Annotated in this window: 17 protein-coding genes; all 17 read right to left on the bottom strand. The window is 61.3% G+C overall.

Annotated features, from left to right (window positions below; genetic code table 11):
* Positions 1-5 precede the first annotated feature (5 nt).
* Positions 6-1,007, bottom strand: coding sequence for a serine/threonine-protein kinase (locus JFT87_RS04015; RefSeq protein WP_201198985.1), 1,002 nt, complete (start codon positions 1,005-1,007; stop codon positions 6-8).
* Positions 1,004-1,732, bottom strand: coding sequence for a PP2C family protein-serine/threonine phosphatase (locus tag JFT87_RS04020; protein WP_201198987.1), 729 nt, complete (start codon positions 1,730-1,732; stop codon positions 1,004-1,006). Before JFT87_RS04020 ends, JFT87_RS04015 begins: the two co-directional genes overlap by 4 nt.
* Positions 1,732-5,271 (bottom strand): type VI secretion system membrane subunit TssM, encoded by a 3,540-nt coding sequence (gene tssM / locus JFT87_RS04025; RefSeq protein ID WP_201198996.1) that lies wholly within the window; start codon positions 5,269-5,271, stop codon positions 1,732-1,734. The genes JFT87_RS04020 and tssM overlap by 1 nt, the downstream gene beginning before the upstream one ends.
* 13 nt (positions 5,272-5,284) lie before the next feature.
* Complete coding sequence (gene icmH / locus JFT87_RS04030) at positions 5,285-6,160, bottom strand: type IVB secretion system protein IcmH/DotU (RefSeq protein WP_201199003.1); 876 nt, start codon at positions 6,158-6,160, stop codon at positions 5,285-5,287.
* A gap of 5 nt (positions 6,161-6,165) precedes the next feature.
* Positions 6,166-7,497, bottom strand: a complete 1,332-nt coding sequence (gene tssK, locus JFT87_RS04035; protein WP_201190514.1) for a type VI secretion system baseplate subunit TssK — start codon at positions 7,495-7,497, stop codon at positions 6,166-6,168.
* Between the two features lie 2 nt (positions 7,498-7,499).
* Positions 7,500-8,000 (bottom strand): type VI secretion system lipoprotein TssJ, encoded by a 501-nt coding sequence (gene tssJ / locus JFT87_RS04040; RefSeq protein WP_201199011.1) that lies wholly within the window; start codon positions 7,998-8,000, stop codon positions 7,500-7,502.
* Between the two features lie 5 nt (positions 8,001-8,005).
* Positions 8,006-9,202: a type VI secretion system-associated FHA domain protein TagH gene (gene tagH, locus JFT87_RS04045; protein ID WP_201199013.1), complete on the bottom strand. Its 1,197-nt coding sequence runs from the start codon at positions 9,200-9,202 to the stop codon at positions 8,006-8,008.
* A gap of 17 nt (positions 9,203-9,219) precedes the next feature.
* Positions 9,220-9,360, bottom strand: a complete 141-nt coding sequence (locus JFT87_RS04050; RefSeq protein WP_008030659.1) for a hypothetical protein — start codon at positions 9,358-9,360, stop codon at positions 9,220-9,222.
* A gap of 315 nt (positions 9,361-9,675) precedes the next feature.
* Entirely contained in the window at positions 9,676-11,196 is a 1,521-nt protein-coding gene (locus JFT87_RS04055; RefSeq protein ID WP_201199022.1) for a sigma-54 interaction domain-containing protein, read from the bottom strand.
* A 10-nt stretch (positions 11,197-11,206) separates the two neighbouring features.
* Complete coding sequence (gene tssH / locus JFT87_RS04060; RefSeq protein ID WP_201199029.1) at positions 11,207-13,861, bottom strand: type VI secretion system ATPase TssH; 2,655 nt, start codon at positions 13,859-13,861, stop codon at positions 11,207-11,209.
* Positions 13,862-13,874: 13 nt separating this feature from the next.
* Positions 13,875-14,882, bottom strand: coding sequence for a type VI secretion system baseplate subunit TssG (tssG, locus tag JFT87_RS04065; RefSeq protein ID WP_201199038.1), 1,008 nt, complete (start codon positions 14,880-14,882; stop codon positions 13,875-13,877).
* Entirely contained in the window at positions 14,846-16,633 is a 1,788-nt protein-coding gene (tssF, locus tag JFT87_RS04070; RefSeq protein ID WP_201199046.1) for a type VI secretion system baseplate subunit TssF, read from the bottom strand. The genes tssG and tssF overlap by 37 nt, the downstream gene beginning before the upstream one ends.
* Positions 16,634-16,657: 24 nt before the next feature.
* Positions 16,658-17,086: a hypothetical protein gene (locus tag JFT87_RS04075; RefSeq protein WP_201199047.1), complete on the bottom strand. Its 429-nt coding sequence runs from the start codon at positions 17,084-17,086 to the stop codon at positions 16,658-16,660.
* On the bottom strand, positions 17,079-17,525 hold the full coding sequence (locus JFT87_RS04080) for a hypothetical protein (protein WP_201199048.1): 447 nt from the start codon (positions 17,523-17,525) through the stop codon (positions 17,079-17,081). Before JFT87_RS04080 ends, JFT87_RS04075 begins: the two co-directional genes overlap by 8 nt.
* Positions 17,522-17,644, bottom strand: coding sequence for a hypothetical protein (locus JFT87_RS28600; protein ID WP_274610058.1), 123 nt, complete (start codon positions 17,642-17,644; stop codon positions 17,522-17,524). The genes JFT87_RS04080 and JFT87_RS28600 overlap by 4 nt, the downstream gene beginning before the upstream one ends.
* Positions 17,635-18,414, bottom strand: a complete 780-nt coding sequence (locus JFT87_RS28290) for a hypothetical protein (protein WP_242487236.1) — start codon at positions 18,412-18,414, stop codon at positions 17,635-17,637. Before JFT87_RS28290 ends, JFT87_RS28600 begins: the two co-directional genes overlap by 10 nt.
* Positions 18,414-18,824 (bottom strand): hypothetical protein, encoded by a 411-nt coding sequence (locus tag JFT87_RS04090; RefSeq protein ID WP_201199049.1) that lies wholly within the window; start codon positions 18,822-18,824, stop codon positions 18,414-18,416. The genes JFT87_RS28290 and JFT87_RS04090 overlap by 1 nt, the downstream gene beginning before the upstream one ends.
* Positions 18,825-18,884 lie beyond the last annotated feature (60 nt).

Consider the following 18,884-nt stretch of genomic DNA (forward strand, 5'->3'; position numbering starts at 1 on the left):
ATCCGTTACGCCCGACGTCGCAGGCGTTGCAGCAAAGACGAAGTGGCGCCCAAGGCGTCACGCAATTGGGCAGCAGTGATCGTTCGATCAGCCGCGTTGAAGGTCAGCGCTTTTCGCAGGGCTGGCCAACAGTGTTTCGGTAAATTCTTCGGTGCATGCAGCTCGCGCTCCAGGCGTTCGTCGCGGGCCTGGGTCGAGGGCAAGCGGCGGAACGGGTGTTTGCCGCCCGCCAATTCGTAGAGCACGCAGGCCACGCCGTAGACGTCGGCGCTGGCGGTCAGCGGTTGGCCTTCGAGCAGTTCGGGGGCGGCGTAGCCGGGGGTCCAGGCGTTGAAGCGGCTGCGGCTCAAGTGCGGCAGGCCGGGCAAGATGCCCTCTTCTGCCTGGCCGAGGCCGAAGTCGAACAGGCGCACGCCTTCTTCGCTGAGCATGACGTTGCTCGGTTTCATGTCACCGTGCAGCACGCCGCGAGCGTGGGCGTAGGCCAGCGCGTCGAGCAGCGGCAGCGCGATGTCGCGCAGTTCTTTCCACGGCATGCCTTGGGGCCGCTCGCAGAGTAATTTGTCCAGGGTCAGCCCACGCATGAGTTCCATGGTGATGAAGGCGCGCTGGCAGTCGGTGTCGACTTCAAAGGTGTGAAAGCGCAGCACGTTGTCGTGGCGCAGGCGTCGGGTCAGGGCGAACTCGCTGTAGAGCAAGGCACTGGCGTCCGGCGATTCGGCAAATTCTTCGCTGAGGATTTTCAGCGCAATGTAAGGGTCGGGATCGCCGAACTGTTCGTTCAGCAGGTCCCGGGCACGGTAAACCGCGCCCATGCCACCGGCACCGAGCAGGCGCTCGATGCGGTAACGGCCTGCGAGCACGTCGGGCAATTCGCCGACGCTGGCCCGGGTCGGCGCCAGCGCAGGTGAAGCCTGATTGGGCTTGGCGAACGCAAAGTAGGTCAGGTTGTTGTCCTGCTCTTCGCTCACCAGCAGGTCGTCGATCGGTCGCATGAGTTCAGTCATTGGCGGATCACCACGGCAGTCAGGTTGTCCCGTGCCGAGCCACGCAGAGCGCCGTCGAACAGACGCTCCAGCGCAACGTGCGGCGCGGTCAGGCTCAGGGCGTTGCCCAGGGCATCGCTGCTGAGCCCTTGGTACAAACCGTCGCTGCACAACAGGAACGTATCGCCGGGGTAAACCTCGAGTTCGAGCACGTCCAGCGTCAGCACATCGGCTGCCCCGACCGCACGGGTCAGGGCATGGGCCGATGGATGCGCGCGGGCGTCTTCGACGCTCATGTTTTGCTCGTCGATCAGTTGCTGTTGCAGCGAATGGTCCTTGGACAGCTGATACAACCGCTGGCCACGCCACAGGTAGCAACGGCTGTCGCCGGCCCAGATGCAGGCCGCGCGACTGCCTTCTACCAGCAGCGCCACCACGGTGCTGCCCATGATGCTGTCGTGGCGCCCGGCAGTGACGGTCAACTCCTGACCCAAGCGGCGATTGATCCAGTGCAAGCACTGGCGAATGCCTTTGAGTCGTTCGTCGAAGTCGTCCTGCACCGGCAATTCCGCCAGGCTGGCGACGATCAACTGGCTGGCGATGTCGCCACCCTGATGACCGCCCATGCCGTCCGCGACCACCCACAGCCCCTGCTGTGGCGAGTCGAGAAAGGCATCTTCGTTGCGCGCCCGAACCTTGCCCGGATCGGTACGCGCAGCGCTGCGCCAGGGACTGGCAACCAGCATCAGAGCTGCACCGGCATACGGAAGGTGCGCAGCACGCCCATGTCAAACGGGTTCGGCGTGCGTTGGCTCGACAGCAAGTAGTTGGCGCGCAGGCCACCCACGTCAGCCTTGAGCACCAGCACGTCGCGACCGCTCAGGTACTCGGTCTGCATCAGGTCGAACAGACGGAACAGCGACCATGGGCCGGTGTTCTTTTCGATACCGATTGGGCGACCAGCCATTTTGTCGAGGACCAGGCTGGTACGACCGTCTTCAGCATCGGTCGGCCATTTGAAGGACACCGGCACGATTGGGCCGTGACGGTATTCGATGGTCTTGTCGCCAAACTTGAACTCGGAACGGCTGACGGCCGGGTCGAGGGTGTACGGCTCGAGTTTGAACTGCACTTGCGGCTCGGCCGGGTTCTCGGCGAAGAAGCTCTGGCGAATGGTTTGTGCCGCGGCCATTTGGTCGAGGTAAACCTTGGAGATCGGCAGGCTGTGACCGTCGACGCTGCGCATGCGGTAGTTACCCGGATCGCCGCTGACGAATGGACGCATGTAGGTGTCGAAGAAGCGATCGACGATACCCTGGGCCTTGAAGAACTCGCGGAAGTCGCTGATTGCCACGTCACTGGTGCTGTGGGCGCTGAACGGATAACGCTTGTTGATCGCCTTGCCATAGAAGCCGTACAGCTCGCTCTGGTAGCGCTGGTTCAAGTACGCGTAGGAATCGTTGAGCACCAGACGCCAGGTGTCTTCGGCCAACACGTTGAACCAGACACTGACCGGACGCGGCAAGCGGTTGGACGCATTGCGCAGGTTGCTCAGCGCATCACGCTGGCCGCCCATGCGGGTCTTGGCCATTTCGAACGCCGCTTGTTCCGGCGAACTGGCGCGGGCCAGGCTCGCGACTTGCAATTGCAGGTCGTTGAGCGCGGTCAGTGCCGGGGTCAGGTCAGCGGCCGGGCCGTTGTTGTCATCCAGCAAACGGTGCAGCGGTTCGAAGCGACGTTGCAGGGATTTCTTCGCGGTGTCCGGCAGGTTCTTGGCTGCGGCCATGTCCGACGCCTTGTCCGCAGCAGCCGCCGCCAGTTTGCCGAGTTTGCCCAACTTGCCTTTCTGGTCGGCCAGTGCGCCAGCAGCATCAGCCGCTTGATCAGCCGGTTCGGCGTCTGCCGGGAACCGGGTGTTCTCGCGCACTTCCACCAGCAGTTGCAGCACGGGGGAGTTGGCCGAAGTCAGGCCCGCCAGTTGCTCGGCGCCTTCGCTGAAGTCGCTGATCGCCGGCAATGCAACCTGGCCCACGGCTTCGCTCCAGAAGTTGGCGTAGTCGCGGAAGTACAGTTGCTCCAGTTCGACCATCAGGCGACGCAAGTCCATGCCGCTGATGCCCGAGCCTTCGCCCAGTACCCAGTTGTCACGCAGGATATCGCTGACCAGCGTAGCGCCCTGGACCGAGAAGTACTGCTGATAACCCTGTTGGGTGTAGAACCCCGGGATCACGTAATCGGTGCCGACAAACAGCGAACCCTGTGGGCCCAGGTGTTGGCTCAAACGATAGTCCGGCAGGTTGCGGGCCTGCTCACGGAGCATCCGGTAAACCACGTTGGCCAGGGACTCGCTACGCAAGACCTGACGTGCCTGGGCCACCAGTTGATCGTTCAGCGGGTAGACAAACGGCTGCTGGAGCAAACGCTCGAAGTGGGTGTTCAAGCCATTCTGCACGGCGGTGTTGCCGGCGTAGCGCTGGGACCACTCGGTGGCAACCCAATCCTTGAGCCAACCCGCATCGCGGCGATCCTTCATGTTCAGCATCAGGTACGCACGCAGGCTGTTGAGCAAGCGTTCGCGGTCCTGCATGTTGGCGCGGATCTGCCCTTCCAGCAGGGTCGCGACCCGTGGCAACAGTTGCGCTTCGAGCTCACGCTCGTAGGCAGCCTTGACCACCGGGTTGGTGTCTTCGCCCTGGTACAGACCGCCGCGCTCGTGGTAACCCACGTCACCTTTTTTCGGGAAGACCTGGGTCGCCGCGTAGCTGGTGTCGAGGGTCTTGAGCACGCCCATGGAATCATCACGGGCGGTCAATGCCGAGCGCGATTGGGTCCAGTTTTGAGCCAGGGAACGCAGGTTTTCCAGACGCTCATAGTTGGCAGAGAAACCGCCCGCCCACAGCAGACCGAACAGGCCCAGTGCCGCCAATGCGCCCACGTACAAGGCACGCTGGCCCCAGTGGATGCGGCTGCGTTCGCGCTTGTCCAGACCGGCCAGATCGGCCTCCGGGAAAATTACGCGGCTGAGCAAATGGTGGATGAAACGCGAACGGCCGCTGCGCAGGGTTGGCAGCATGCCGGCGTTCATGCCCAGATTGGCGCCGATGCCGGCGGTGGTCTGGTCCATCTCTTGAGTCAGGTGCGGTGCGCTGGTCAGGTAGAAACCGCGCAACTGGCTGACACGCTGGTAGCGGTTGCCGGTGAACGCCATGTCGACGAACAGGCACAGGCGCTCGCCGATCTGCCCCAGTTGATGCGGGAAGTCGAGGATGCGGCCACGGCGCTGGGTGTCGCGCTCCTGGTGCATGCGCATGATCACTTGGCTGTTCAGGCGACGCAGCAGCTCTTCGAACTCGGCGCGCAGGACGGCGACGTCGGTGCCGCTCTGCTCTTTGCGGAAGCTGGTGCCGAGTACCTGATCGCTTTCTTCGCGGGTCAGTTGATCGAAGAACTCGTCGAACCCGAGCAGGCGATCAGCCTTGCTCAATACCAGGTAAATCGGCACGTCGACGTGCAGCTTTTGATGCACGTCCTGCAAGCGGGCACGGACCTGACGCGCGAGGGTGTCGAGGTCTTGCTCGCTGCCACCGAGCAGGGTTTCCACTGGAATGGTTACCAGCACGCCGTTCAACGGACGGTTACGACGACGCTTGCGCAGCAGGTCGAGCAAGGTGCTCCAGGCGCTGCCATCGACTTCGGCATCCGGCTGGGTCAGGTAACGGCCAGCGGTGTCGATCAACACGCCGTGGTCGGCGAAGTACCAGTCGCAATGACGGGTGCCGAGGGTGTCACGGGTCAGTTTGCGGTCGATCTTGTTGATCGGAAACTCAAGGCCCGAGAAGTCCAGCAAACTGGTCTTGCCGCTGCCCTGTGGACCGATCAGCAAGTACCAAGGCAAATCACTGCGCCAGCGCTCGCTGCGACCGCGATACAGGCTCGAGGTCTTGAGGGTTTTCAGCGCGTCTTTGAAACGCACTTTCAACTCTTTCTGCTCTTCGTCGATCAGCTCTTCACGGCGGATACGATCCTGGCCGTCTTCGGTGTCTTCGACAGCCTTTTTACGCACACCGGCGCGCCAGCTGACGAAGACCATGGTCAGGCCCCAGATCAGGAACAGCACACTGATGGTCAGCAGGCGGGAGGTCGAACCTTCCCAGAACTTGTAGTCATCGACGGCCAGCAGCGGCCCGACGAACCACACCAGCAGCGCGACGAACAGCACCACCAGCAGGGTCCAGACCCAGGTCTTGCGCAAGAATGCGCCGACTTTCTTGAAAAACTTTTTCATCACACGTCCCTGTTTACGGCTTCGACAGCGGCTGGACCGCGGCCGGATCTAGCTGCTGATAAGGTTGCAGAACGGTTTCGCGTTGCTCGCCCAGTACCCAGGCAAAACCCGAATACATCACCACCAGGCAGACCACGGTGAACAGCACCACCATCCACGCCGGCACGATGCGCACCAGGCTGCGGCGTTGATCGTTCAAGCCTTCCCAATGGGGCGACAGCTCACGTGGCACGTCGCCGCGCAGTTGGCGAATCTGGCGATACAAAGCGTCGCGTATGCCTTCGAGCTCGAGCATGCCGCGAGCTTGCACGCGGTACTTGCCTTCGAAGCCCAGGGACAGGCACAGGTACATCAGTTCCAGCATCGGCAGGTGCTTGACCGGGTTTTTCGACAGGCGATCCAGCAGCTGGAAGAACTTCTCGCCGCCGAAGGTTTCGTTGTGGAAGCTGCTGAGCAGGCTCATCTGCGACCATTCGCTTTCGTTGCCCCACGGTGTGGTCACGACGGCTTCGTCGACCACGGTGCAGAGCACGTAACGGGCGGCCATCACCTGACTGCTTTCGGCGCCGTTGTGCAGCGCGCGCACTTCAAACAGCTTCAGCGCAGAGGTCAGTCGCTCGTTGAGCGCGTACATGTCTTCGCGGGTGTCGCTGTGCTTGAGGCGCACCACTTCCGACAGCAGATCGGACGCGGCGGCCACCAGCGAGTTGAGGCTGATGTTGAACGCTTCGGCCGGGCGCAGGCGCGCGGCGTAGATCATCCGTTCTTCCAACTGCTCGAAACGCGGCGGAGCAGCGAAGTCAGTCAGCGGACTCGAAGCAGGGCCGTGGCCCTGGCGGTCGAGCAGGACGGTTTTATCGTCCTGGTTATGTTCCATGTCCTTAATCATATCGATCAGTTCCTGATGGCCCAGAATTTCAGTTCAAGCTCGGCAAATTCGCCGGACACGTGGAACGCGAAGCCGCCGGAGCGCTCGAGTTGCGCCAGGTCTTCGGAACTGAGTTCGAGGATGAAATAGGTTTTGTTGGAGTGGAACGCGATCTGCCGCGGGGCCACCGGCAACGGTTTGACCTTGATGCCTGGCAGATGCAGGTTGACCAGTTGGCGAATACGCTCCACCGGGCCGACCTTGAGGTGCGCCGGCAAGCGATGGCGCAGTTCTTCGGAATCGCAGTTGGCACTGGCTGCCAGCACGAACGACGCCGAGCCCAGCAGTTTGTGGTCGTGCAACGGCGAAACGATGATCCCGTACTGACGCGCTTGCAGCACCAGTTCGATGGCGTGCTGTTCGAGCACCATCGACAGCACCTGACGAATCGCTTCCATCAGTTTGCGGAAGCTCGCGCCCTGGTCGCTGTGCTGGTAACGGCTGTCCAGGCGCGGGCGTTTGCTGTCGCTGGAGAAGGTCGCCAGATCACCGAGCATGGTCAGCAGCGTGCGGTACAACTCTTCCGGGTGAACTTGCTCCAGGCCCAAATAGTGGCGCAGCAGCAGTTCGGTGCGGTTGATCAGTTGCAGCATCATGAAGTCGCCGACTTCCGCGCCACCGACCTTGCCGTTGGAGCGGATCCGGTCGGCGATGGTGTCGCCCCGGTGGCCGAGCATGCTGATGACTTCTTTGAGGCACGACAGCAAGTAGCTGGAGGAATGCGCCTGAATGTAGGTCGGCACAAAGTCCGGGTCGAGGCTGATCACGCCGTCGGGCGTGGTGTCGAGCACTTCGCAGATCTTCAGCTTCACGTAGGCCTGGTCGCTCTGCTGCTCGCCAAGCAACAGCTTGAAATCCGGGCGGGCGCAACTGACTTGGCTGGCAGAGTCGTCGCCGGCGTTGGAGTCGGCCACTTCCGCGTCATACGCGGTGTAGCGCGCCAGCACATCGGATTGCTCCGGGCGACGGGACTCAATGTGGTTGCCGGTGACCAGCGGCAGCGCCAGGTAGATCGGCGTGTTGCCGGTGTTCGGCGGCACGTCCAGGGCCAACGGTTCGGTGTTGCCACCCAGTTCGAACAGGCTGCCGTCCGGCAGAATCCCCGAGGCCTGGCTGATCACCAGTTTGCCCATGTTGAGGAACTGCAAGTCGATGTCCAGGTTCAGGAAGCCCCAGGTGTAGCTGCCCAACAACTGGGTGCGGGTCTTCATCTGGTGGTCGTAGTAACGATCGTTGTGCTGGAAGTGCTGCGGCCGCAGCAGCATGCCTTCCTGCCAAATGACTTTATGGGAGTTCATGATCAGTCAACCGCCTTGGCGAGCGTTTCATTGGTGTTGCGGATGCCGGACTGGTCGAGGGTCAGATCAGCCTCGGTGAGGGCCACCGGGGTGATTTGCACCGTGTAGCGCCATTTGGTTTCCGGCAGGTCGCGGTAGGCGGCGAGCACGCCAACGTAGCGGCTGCCCTCTTCCACGCTGAGCTTGAGCTCGACGGTTTCGCCCGGACGCAGTTCCAGCTCTTCGGTGGCGACCATGTCCGGGGCCAGGGATTCCTTGGCGCGCTCGTACAGGCTGAAGAAGTCCGCGTTCTCGAAGGCCACCGGGTGCTTGAGTTCAAACAGGCGCACGACGATTGGCGACGGACGACCATTAAGGTCCGGGTTCAACTGATCGCTGGCGGTCAGCTTCAGGTTGAGTTTGGTCACGGTGGAATACGGCGACAGCGACGAGCAGCCGGCCAGCAGCACCAGGGCAGCCAGCGCTGTCAGCGTCTTGAAAAAAGCGGTCGAGCAGCGAGACATGCGCATCATCCTTGGTGGTCGGTGTGAAGGGTGGAAATCAGGCGGATCTGTTCTTCGTAGGCCTGGGCGAAGTCGCGGGCCAGCAGGCGCTCGCTCCAGTCATCGTCCTGACGCAGGGCCTGGTGATAACGCCCGTAAGCTCTCCAGCGGCTGCCGGAAGTGGCCAGGATCGGTTTGTTGTCGCGTTCAAAACGCAAGGTCAACTGCTCGGGCGAGAAGTGCTCCAGCGTGCCGCGAACCGCTGCTCGGCTGGCGGTCAGCAAGGCCACCTGGTGCGCTTGCAAATCGCGGAACGAACGGGAGATCGCTTGCTCGGCCGGCAACTGGCCCGGCTTGTTCGGCTGCAACAAAATGCCCAGCGCTTCACCGGCATCAACGGCGAATTTAAGCGGGTTTTTGTTGTTGCCCTGGACGATGGTCTGGGCCAGGCGCAGTTCGTTTTTCAACTCGCTGCGGGTACGCAGGCTCTGCTGCAAACCACCAACGCTTTGCTTGAGCAGGCGCGCGGCGTTCAGGGCCAGGGCTTCGCGGGCATCGTGGTCGAGGCCTTTGAGGTCCACGCCCAGTGCTGCACCGAAGTGCTCCCAGAAACCTTCGCTCTGACGCGGGGCCGCTATCGGCGCCGGGGCTGGCGCGGGTTCGGCCGGGGCGTCGATCAGCTCCGGGACCATCAGGCTTTCCATGTCGATACGCGCGTAGTCGGCGCGTTGACGAGTATCTTCGGGCGCGTTGCGCGGGGAGATCAGTTCGTCGATTTCCGAGTACACGCGCTCTTGCTGATCGAGGGCGTTCAGCGGGTCGAGGTCGAGGAACGCATCATCAGGAATGATGCTGCCCGCCGCCTGCGGACGGCCGACTTCCACGTCGAAGGTCGCCGGGTCGCGGACCAGCCGCGCACGGATCTCGAAATCACCCAGCACGTAGACGCTGCCGTGCTCGATGCGCATGGCTTCGCCCTTGCGCAAGCGCGCGCCGCTTTCGCTGTCCTGGATACCGTTGCTGCTGGTATCGGTCAGGTAAAACGTGCCTTCGCGGTAGCTGATCAACGCGTGATGGTTGGACAGGTGACGCTTGCGGTCCGGAATGATCCAGTCGCAATCCTCACCCCGACCAATCACGCCGCCGGCCTGTTTGAAGGTCTTCTGGCACAAATCCGTGGGCACGAATTGCTTGGTGTTCAGCATTTCGAAAACCAGTTCCATGATGATGCTCCTTGCGGTCACTTGCCGCGATTGACCGCCTGCGGATCACCCAATGGGCGATAGGTGTTGTCGTTGAATTTGTAATTGCCGCTACAGCCGCCGAGGCCGCATAGAACGACGAGGGTCAGCAGGACGGCTTGCCAGTGACGAACAGACATCAGAGGGTCTCCAGGGGTAGACAAAATACAAAGCGCCGACCCTTTCGGGTGGCGCTGTTGGAAGCGAATGAGGTGGATTGGGAGGCTCTAGCCAATGGCTTTAAGCCGAACACCTGTATTGAGGTGACCCTTTGTGGCGAGGGGGCTTGCCCCCGTTGGGTCGCGAAGCGGCCCCAAAACTGACTACCCAGTTTATTCAGGCAAACTGCATTTACTGGATGGCGACTGCTGCGCAGCCGAACGGGGGGAAACCCCCTCGCCACAGGGAATCCGCTCACCACAAGGAGCGCGTTCAACGCAGGAATGGCCGTTGGGTTAACCATCGAAATCACCCAAATTGATATTCAGGCGCCCGAGGCGGTAGAGCAACGTGCGGCGTGGCAGCCCTAATTCGCGGGCGGCGAGGGTCTGGTTGCCGTCGTTTTTTCGCAGGCAATCGAGCAGCAGACTGCGTTCAACCTGCTCCAGACGTTCGCGCAGATTTAAGCCGCTGTTGTCTTCCGGCATCGCTTCCATGCGCAGGGAAAAATGCTCGGCCAGCAACTCGCCGCCCTCGCACAGCAGCACGGCCCTTTCGACCAGACCTTTGAGTTCGCGCACGTTGCCCGGAAAGGCGTAGCCGGACAGGTGATCCAGCGCCGCCTCGGACCAACGCACCGCGTCCCGTTGCAAGAACGAGCAAGCCTTGTCGGCGAAGTGCCGGGCCAGGTCGAGAATGTCGCCTTCGCGATGACGCAAGGCCGGTAACTCGATAGGGAATTGCGCGAGGCGATAGTACAAGTCCTCGCGGAATTTGCCTTCGCTGACCAGCACCGCCAAATCCCGGTGAGTCGCAGCAATGATGCGCACGTCGATCTTGTGAGTGTCGTTGGAACCCAACGGGCGGATTTCGCCTTCCTGCAACACGCGCAACAACTTGGCTTGCAGGGACAACGGCATGTCGCCGATTTCATCGAGCAGCAAGGTGCCGCCATTGGCCGCATCGAACAGACCGGCGCGGTCACGATCAGCACCGGTGAACGCGCCTTTGCGGTAGCCGAACAGTTCACTTTCCAGCAGGTTCTCAGGGAACGCCGCGCAGTTCTGCACGATGAACGCCTGGGAACGGCGCGGCCCGCAATCGTGAATCGCCCGGGCAACGACTTCCTTGCCAGTGCCGGTTTCACCGCGCAGCAGCACGGTGTATGGGCTGTGCAGGACTTTGCTGATCAGCGAATAGGTCTGGCGCATGGCCGCACTTTTGCCGATCAAGCCGTAGCCGCTGATGCTCGGAACGCTGACCGGGCTCGGCAGCACTTCAGTAACTGGCCGGCGCAAACGTTGCAGCAGATGCAATTGGCCCAACACGAACGAACCGAGTTGCCCGAGAGAATCGGCAAAGCCGTGCAGGTCGATGTCCCGGTGACTGGCGCACAGCAGCAGACCTTCAACGGCCTTCTGCTGATTAACCAAAGGCACGCACAGCAACGACTGCCATGGCGTGGCCTGGTTCGGCAGGAACGAGGTTTCGTGCAGGCTGCCGCTCAATTCACTGAGGCAGACCACGCGGTTCTGGCACAGGGCGAATTGCAATAATTGCTCACCGTTGTAATCCGCCGACAAGCTCGCCGACTCCCGGGGTTGCAGACTGCCGTTGAGGCACTCGGCATTCATCCCCAGGCACGTGTGAGTCGCGTCCAGCAGGTACAACTGGGTCAACTCGCAACCGCTGAGCTCGGCCAAACCGCGCACGAAGTCACCCAGCAACGCAGCACCGTCCGCCGCCCGCGACAGGCTGGCGAACTGCGCCAGCAAGGCTTCGGCATAGACCAGTGGTTGCGGCACTCGAGTGAACATCACACCCACCTCAGGCGAACTCGCAGATCACGCTGGCGTTGCCGTCGAGCGTTGCGTGAACGCGCTTGAGGCTTTCGCCGGTGGCCATCGCGTCGAGCAAGCGGTCGGCCACCAGCGGCAGCACGTGCAGGTCCAGCAAGTGGTCGATCAGGCGCGCGCCGCTGTCGCTTTGGGTGCAGCGTTCGGCCAAGTGATCGACGAGGTTCTGGCAGTACGAGAAGTCGAGCTGACGACGGTTCAGGCGCTCGCCCAAACGGCCGAGTTTGATTTCGATCAGCTCGCGAAGCACCGGGCCACCCACTGGGTAGTAAGGCACCACACGCATCCGCGCCAGCAGCGCCGGCTTGAAGTGCTTGCTCAGCACCGGGCGAATGGTTTCTTCGAGCACTTCAGCCGATGGCCGTGCACCGTTTTCGCAGAGTTCGGCGATGCGGTCGCTGCCCAGGTTCGAAGTCATCAGGATCAACGTGTTGCGGAAGTCGATCTCGCGCCCTTCCCCGTCGTTGGCCACGCCTTTATCGAAGATTTGGTAGAACAGGTTGAGCACGTCCGGATCGGCTTTTTCGACTTCATCGAGCAAGACCACCGAGTACGGTTTCTGCCGCACGGCTTCGGTGAGCATGCCGCCCTCGCCGTAACCAACGTAGCCTGGCGGTGCACCGATCAGGCGCGACACGGTGTGCTTCTCCTGGAACTCGGACATGTTGATAGTGGTGATGAAACGATCACCGCCGTACAGCAGGTCTGCGAGGGCCAGCGCGGTTTCGGTCTTGCCGACGCCACTCGGGCCGACCAGCAGGAACACGCCAACCGGTGCATCAGGTTTGTTCAGGCCGGCGGCGGTGGCGCGCATCGAGCGATCCAGCGCGTGAACCGCTTGTTCCTGACCCCGGATGCGGGTGCGCAGGTCGGTGGCGAAGCTCGCAACCTTGGCGTTGTGCTCACGAGCCAGTTGCGCCAATGGCACACCGGTCCAGGCGCTGATCACTTCGGCTACCAGACGCGGGCACACTTCGAAGCTCACCAGCCGCTCTTTGACTTGCAACTCGGTCAGGGCTTTGTGCGTTTCGTTGAGTGCGGCTTCCAGGGTTTCAACGCTTTGCGCTTCATCCACCGGCACTTCGAGGGTTTCAATCACGGTGCCTTCGGCGTCTTCTTCTACCGTGACGGTTGGTTCGACAGCGGCAGCCTCACGAGCCTTGGCCAGTTGCTGACGCAGGTCCAGCAGGCGCTCGGCGAGTTCTTTCTGTTCGGTCCACAGCGCTTCCAGCGCGACCATTTCGTCTTCGGCTTCGGCCAAACGATCTTCCAAAGCGTCCAGCGCTTCGTGATCGATCAACAGACCAGCCTCGGCATCACGACGCAGGGCCTGACGCTGACGGCCACCTTCAGCCAGTTCGCCACGCAGGCGTTCCAGGCTTTCCGGGGCAGCGGCGAGGCTGATGCGCACGCGGGCGCAGGCGGTGTCGAGTACGTCGACAGCTTTGTCCGGCAGTTGACGGCCAGCGAGGTAGCGCGCCGACAATTCGGCCGCTGCGACCACTGCGTCATCGCGCAGGTAGATGCCGTGGCTCTTCTCGTAGACCTGAGCCAGGCCACGGAGGATGGTCACCGCTTCGCTGACGGTCGGTTCGTGCAGTTGCACTGGTTGGAAACGACGGGCCAGGGCCGGGTCTTTTTCGAAGTATTTCTTGTACTCCGCCCAAGTGGTCGCAGCGATGGTGCGCAACTCGCCACGGGCCAGGGCTGGCTTGAGCAGGTTGGCCGCGTCGGAACCGCCGGCATTGCCGCCCGCGCCGATCAAGGTGTGGGCTTCATCGATGAACAGGATGATCGGTTTTGGCGACGCTTTGACTTCGTCGATCACGCCTTTGAGGCGACGTTCGAATTCACCTTTGACGCTGGCGCCAGCCTGCAACAGGCCCATGTCCAGCGACAGCAATTCGACGCCTTTCAGTACTTGCGGCACTTCACCGGCAGCGATGCGCGAGGCCAGGCCTTCGACGATGGCGGTTTTACCGACGCCGGCTTCACCGACCACGATCGGGTTGTTTTTGCGGCGACGGGCGAGGATGTCGACCATCTGGCGAATCGCGCCATCGCGGCACAGCACCGGGTCGAGTTTGCCGTCACGAGCCTGCTGGGTCAGGTTGTGGGTGAAGCGCTGCAACAGCGATTCACCCGGCACAGCCGGTTTGCCGGTGGCCGGTTGTTCTTTCTGGGACAGGGCGAATTCTTTCAGGCGCTCGATGTTCAGCTTGGCCAGCAATGACTGGTAGCGACTGCCGGCGTAGCGCATCGGGTTGCGCAGCAGCGCGAGGATCAGCGCGGCTTGCTCGACCTGGCTCTGACCCAGTTCAAGGTTGGCCACCAACAAGGCGTCTTGCAGCCATTGCACCAGTTCCGGGGCGAACACCGGGTTGCGCGAAGCGCTGTGCTCAACCCGCGATTGCAGCGCGGCGCTCAGTTCACCGGCATCTACTTCGGCATCTTGCAGCGCGCGTGCGAGCAAGCCTTGCGGGCGCTCCAGCAAGCCCAGCAGCAGGTCTTCGACGAGGATTTTGCTACCGCCACGGGCGACGCAACGTTCGGCCGAACTTTCCAGGTCACGACGGGTTTCGGCGTCCAGCGCCTGAATCAGTTGTTGCAGGTCTACGTTGATCATGGGTCATCTGTCCTTAATGAATTTTGCTGCCGAGGGTCACCACGCCGTCCGCTTTTTCGCGGCCGAGCCAACTGGTCCACCCCAGGCGACAGGCGTTCTGCTCACCGATTCGCAGTTCGCGGATTTCTTCCTGGCGCAGGACCAGGCGAATGTCGTAATCGAGCGGGTCACGCAGGGTGAACCGCACCAGCGCGCACAGCGGCTGGTAGCCGAAACCGATCGGCAGGAATTCGTGAAAGCGCAACCAGTCAAGCTCGCGGATGTGAATCCGGAACTTGCCGCTGCGGTCGCGAACGTGTTCGCCCATCACCAGGTCTTCGCCGAGCATGCTGTTGGCGCGACCGAGGCGATTGCGCTGCTCCTCGAGAATTTCCACGCGACGCTCGATGCACTGCTCGATGGTCAGTTCGGCGTGTTTGAAGTAGTAACGCAGCACCGCTTCGATCAGCGCTGCCGAGTGCGCCCGCAAGCTGAGCAAGCCGAGGTACGGCAACAAGCGTTTCCAGTTCAGTTCCTGAGCACGGCGGATCTCTTCACCACCCAGGCCGATCAGCGCAAACAGCTGCGAGGAAAACGGGTCGAGGGCGCCGCTCTGGAAGCTCGCGCGGTAGCGGTACTTCTGCCAGATCGGCAGCATCAGCCGTTGCAGGCGATGGTGAAACAGGTCGAGGAAGTTGCGGGTCGGGTTGCCGTCTTCGCTGTCGCCCAGGGCTTGTTCGCCGTAGAACGCCGGCAGCGGCGAGCCCGAGCCGACCAGGCCAATCAGGTTGAAACGCAGGCGCGCGCGCAGGTGGCCGTGCTCGGTGAAAAACTCCACGCGATCAACGTCACTGCCAGGGAAACCCAGGCTCGGGTTGGCCTGGAATTCCAGCTGGTCGTACAAATCGTCTTGGCTCAGGTGCGGGTGGGCCTCGCGCAGCCGGTCAACCACCAGCAGCACGGCCTGAAACAGCGAGTACTCGCGTATTCCTCGGGTCAGCCCGCTTAAAGCAGCGGCTGAAGGCCCATACGTGGTGTCCATTGGTACACCTCTCCCTGTGTGCTTTTTACCCGCAGCTCGTGGTACGAATTGAGACTGGCGTAAAGCGCGAAAAACTCGTTAAGAACAGAAGCGAAAACGAACAGGTCGCCCTCGCCGATATACCCTTCCGGGTCGATGGTCAGCTCGGTGCGCAACCCGCGTACCGGCAGCCCTCGGTGCAGTCGATCGACGTGTTGGTGCTTGATCGACTTGAGCCCGCCCAGCAGGCGTTTGCTGACTTTTTCAGCGTGTTGGTCGTAGTAGCGCGGCAGGTCGTAGGTTTCGAGAATCACCTTCAACGCATTGACGTCGGCCAGGGACAGATAGTTAAGCGACATGTTGCTGATCAGCTTCCAGAGGAAGTCACGGTTCAGCGGCGGCGCAAAACTCGAGGTCGCCGGGGTGATATTGCGGAAACTCAGGAACTCCGGCGTCTCTTCGCAGGCCTGGCTGATGTCGCCGAGCTTGAGCTTGCGCGGCAGGTTCTGGTTGGTGCACATCAGCTCGATCGACAGGGTTTCGTGGGCTTCGGTGTGGCGGATGCCGAAGCTCAGATACGTGTCGAGGCCGTCGTGCAACGAGGATGAACGCTGGCGAATGCTGTAGTGCGGACGGCTGTTGGGCACGTCGAAACTCGGGTCGTGCTCGAAGGATTCGAACGGCACGTACTCCTGATAACCGAGGCCACCGGGCTTCCAGCCGGTAACGGTTTCCACGGAGAACACGCCACAGTTTTCCAGGTCGAATTCGGCCGGCAACAACAGGTATTCGTCTTGCTTGCCGTCGAGACGAATCGGCAACGCGTCGTGCTTGAACAGGTTGACGATCGGCGTGCAATACAGCTTCACGTTGTCCAGGGTCGGACGCAGGCGCTGGATGCCGCTTTTACGAATATCGAAGCGCAACTCCAGACCGCGCACTTGCTTGAGGGTGTCTTCCGGTAGCGCCTTGAGCAGGTCCAGACCGTTGATATCGACGAACAGAAATTTGTCCTGGAAGGCGAAATACTCTTGCAGGTAGCGATAGCCGCGGAAGGTGTTCAGCGGATACGGGATCAACGCTTCTTCTTCGGCAAAACCCACCGGCTGCACGCGGTCGCCCGGCATCTTGAATGCCATCGGCGTGCCGTTGGCGCCGTAGATGGGCTTGCCGGCACCGTCCAGCGGGATCAGTTCGATCCCTTCCAGGTTGCGCAGCAGGCTCAGGTAAAGCATCTGGCTGATGTAGCGCTCGCCGGCGAAGTGCAGGCGCAAGCGGCTCAGCTCCAGTTCGCCGAGGTGACCGTCAGCACTCATCTCCAGACGCAAGCTCAACAACGAACCGTCGCCCTTCACCGAGTAATTCAGCGCGGCCAGATCCAGTGGCAACACTTCGGTCGGGTAGCAGGTGCGGAAGCGGCAACGCACGTCTTCGATCGGCACGCTTTCGATAGGGGTATCACGCTCAACCATCAGCGCAGGACCCGAACGTTTCAGCGGGTCAAACTGCAAAATGCTGAACGCCGGCAGCGGCCGCATGTAGTTGGGCCACAGCAGGTGCATCAGCGAATGGCTGAGCTCCGGCAGCTCGTCATCAAGCTTCTGGCGCAGGCGCCCGGTCAGGAAAGCGAAGCCCTCAAGCAACCGCTCCACGTCCGGATCCCGCCCGGCCTGACCCAGGAAAGGCGCCAACGCCGGGCTACGCTCGGCGAATCGACGACCTAACTGGCGAAGTGCGGTGAGTTCGCTTTGGTAGTAGTGGTTAAAGGACACGGGTTACCTGCCTGGTATGAAATCTCATGAAAAAACTGTCCTGTAGAGCGCGACTGTCACGCCGGCACAGACATAACCGGCGATCAGGAGGTATGGCACCAGCAAGAACCAGCTGTAGGCCATGAAAGCGTCATCGAATGGGCCGGCGATCAGGCTGCACAAGCCATAAAGCATCCACGGCACGGCGTAGAACGGGATGAACCTGACCGGCGCCCACCACACCATTCGCAGCGCTTGTTGCTCGTTTCGACTCTTCGCCGACCGCGATACCCACAGCGCAAACAACAGCAGCCCGGGCATACCGAACCACAGCAGATACACCCAATGGGTCTCGGGCGATTCGAGTGTCGAGTAGTCGCCAATCCACAGGCCATAGGATGAAAACGCCAGCATCAACAGCAATGGCATCCACAAGGCCGCCATGAAGAAATTCAGTTGCGCGCGACTAAGCATGCTCGGCCCCCGAGACAGTCACGCTGGCCGGTTCTTGCCCATGTGCCGGGTTCTTTCCAGCGTTGGATCTGCGCGTGTACCAGCGGTCCAGCCCGGTGCAGAGCAGGATCGCCGCCAGGGTGAAAGTCCCTTGACCGACGCCATACAGCAGCGCCCGCAGCGGGTGATCCGGCAGCATCCACAACAGCACCAGCGCTACCCAGATCGCCCACAACACCAGCTTCACGCGCAGAACCAGGATCATCGCCAACAGCCAGTTGAACACCAGGAAAAACTCGTAGAGGAATTTGCTGGTCAGGCGAATGTTCACCCCACGCGAGGTCAAACCGCCGTAGGTCGCGATGTACCAGTCGGCGGCAAAATTGTTCAGCAACGTGTAACCCACACAGAAAACACTGTGGATCAACAGGCAGCAGATCAGGCGGGCCGGCAGGTTCATGCGACAGGCAACGATGAGTAGTAAGCGCCGGCCATTTCGATCGCAACCAACGACAGCAGCGCCGTCAGCCCGTAAAAAAGAGGCTGCTTGGGGAGGACGAGCAAAGTGATCAGGCGCATTTCGGCACCCACCAGTCTTCGTAACCTTGCGTGCCGGGATACAGCACTGTCGAGCCTCTGAACTCCGGGGGCCCACCGAAAACTTCAGTCACCCGAAAATTCCATTCGGACGATTCGAGCAGCGCGCCGTCAGCGGTGTACACGCGGAAAAAATACTCACTGGCGAACAACTCGAACACACTCCCGAGCAATCCCAGCTTGTGATAGCCGGGCGCGTAGGTGACGAGATAGCACTCGCCCGAATCGTTCGAGTGTCGGGTGATGGGCTCTGCCGTTACACCACCGAAAATCTTCAACCCAAGCAAAACGGTACATATGCACACACCGATCAGCGCGGTCACCAGCAGCAGTCGCGATGTCGCGCGACGCGGGTGAATCGTCAGCGGTTGCGCGCCCGCCTGCCGGCGCCAGCGGGTGTACACCGAGTTTATGGCGTTGCTCAGCAGGATCGCGCCAACCGTCAAGCCACCCGTGAGCGCGCAGTACGCCAAACCCCGGATGGGATATTGCGGCAGCAGGTAAAACAGGATCGTCAGCATCATGAAAATTACCAGACCGAACTGAATGGCCTGGCGCTGAATGAAGACCAGAATCAGATTGAGAGAAACGAAAAAATAGAAAATCAGGTACATCGCCATGCCAATGGCTACGCCACGCGAGGTCAGTCCACCGACCAGCTGTTTGTAGGCCGGCACGGCATAGCCATTCAGGACGATATAAATCACGCAGGCCAGCGCATGCACGGCCAATCCAATGAGTCGGGTACCCATCAGTTTTCTATCACTTTATAAGGGGTATTGCTGATCACGCTGTTGGCCCAATGCTCTTTCCAGCTTGGAAGCGACCACGTGAATGTTCGATCAGCCTTGTTGAAATCAATCCACGACACGCCGACGACTTCCTTGTCCTCATAGCCGCGCATATACAGCGACTCACGGATCATCAGCGGCGTACGGTAAGTGTGGCCGGGCTCTTTCAGGTCAATCAGTCTGAGATAGAGCATGCCGGAGGCACCGATCATCCAACTGGCGGGTACCACCTCGAATCGGTAATCGCCGGAAGGACTGAAGGTCACCAGGGACGGGGCACGCGTCAATTCGTTGATCACTATGAGCACTGGCAGCAACAGCGTCACGGCCAGGAAGACGCCTACCGTCTTCGCACACTTACGCATGTTCATGGCTGGCCACACGCTGGAATATTCCAGCCCTCGTAACCTGTCACTGTCGGGTAGACCGCT

Source organism: Pseudomonas sp. TH15 (assembly GCF_016651105.1).
Lineage (GTDB): Bacteria > Pseudomonadota > Gammaproteobacteria > Pseudomonadales > Pseudomonadaceae > Aquipseudomonas.

Coding starts and splice junctions, on each gene's coding strand:
- JFT87_RS04050 (WP_008030659.1), bottom strand. CDS start 9,360: ATGTCTGTTCGTCACTGGCAAGCCGTCCTGCTGACCCTCGTCGTTCTA.
- JFT87_RS04075 (WP_201199047.1), bottom strand. CDS start 17,086: ATGCTTAGTCGCGCGCAACTGAATTTCTTCATGGCGGCCTTGTGGATG.
- JFT87_RS28600 (WP_274610058.1), bottom strand. CDS start 17,644: ATGCGCCTGATCACTTTGCTCGTCCTCCCCAAGCAGCCTCTTTTTTAC.
- JFT87_RS04015 (WP_201198985.1), bottom strand. CDS start 1,007: ATGACTGAACTCATGCGACCGATCGACGACCTGCTGGTGAGCGAAGAG.
- JFT87_RS28290 (WP_242487236.1), bottom strand. CDS start 18,414: ATGGGTACCCGACTCATTGGATTGGCCGTGCATGCGCTGGCCTGCGTG.
- tssJ (WP_201199011.1), bottom strand. CDS start 8,000: ATGTCTCGCTGCTCGACCGCTTTTTTCAAGACGCTGACAGCGCTGGCT.
- tssG (WP_201199038.1), bottom strand. CDS start 14,882: ATGGACACCACGTATGGGCCTTCAGCCGCTGCTTTAAGCGGGCTGACC.
- tssH (WP_201199029.1), bottom strand. CDS start 13,861: ATGATCAACGTAGACCTGCAACAACTGATTCAGGCGCTGGACGCCGAA.
- tagH (WP_201199013.1), bottom strand. CDS start 9,202: ATGGAACTGGTTTTCGAAATGCTGAACACCAAGCAATTCGTGCCCACG.
- tssM (WP_201198996.1), bottom strand. CDS start 5,271: ATGAAAAAGTTTTTCAAGAAAGTCGGCGCATTCTTGCGCAAGACCTGG.
- JFT87_RS04080 (WP_201199048.1), bottom strand. CDS start 17,525: ATGAACCTGCCGGCCCGCCTGATCTGCTGCCTGTTGATCCACAGTGTT.
- tssK (WP_201190514.1), bottom strand. CDS start 7,497: ATGAACTCCCATAAAGTCATTTGGCAGGAAGGCATGCTGCTGCGGCCG.
- JFT87_RS04090 (WP_201199049.1), bottom strand. CDS start 18,824: ATGAACATGCGTAAGTGTGCGAAGACGGTAGGCGTCTTCCTGGCCGTG.
- JFT87_RS04020 (WP_201198987.1), bottom strand. CDS start 1,732: ATGCTGGTTGCCAGTCCCTGGCGCAGCGCTGCGCGTACCGATCCGGGC.
- JFT87_RS04055 (WP_201199022.1), bottom strand. CDS start 11,196: ATGTTCACTCGAGTGCCGCAACCACTGGTCTATGCCGAAGCCTTGCTG.
- icmH (WP_201199003.1), bottom strand. CDS start 6,160: ATGATTAAGGACATGGAACATAACCAGGACGATAAAACCGTCCTGCTC.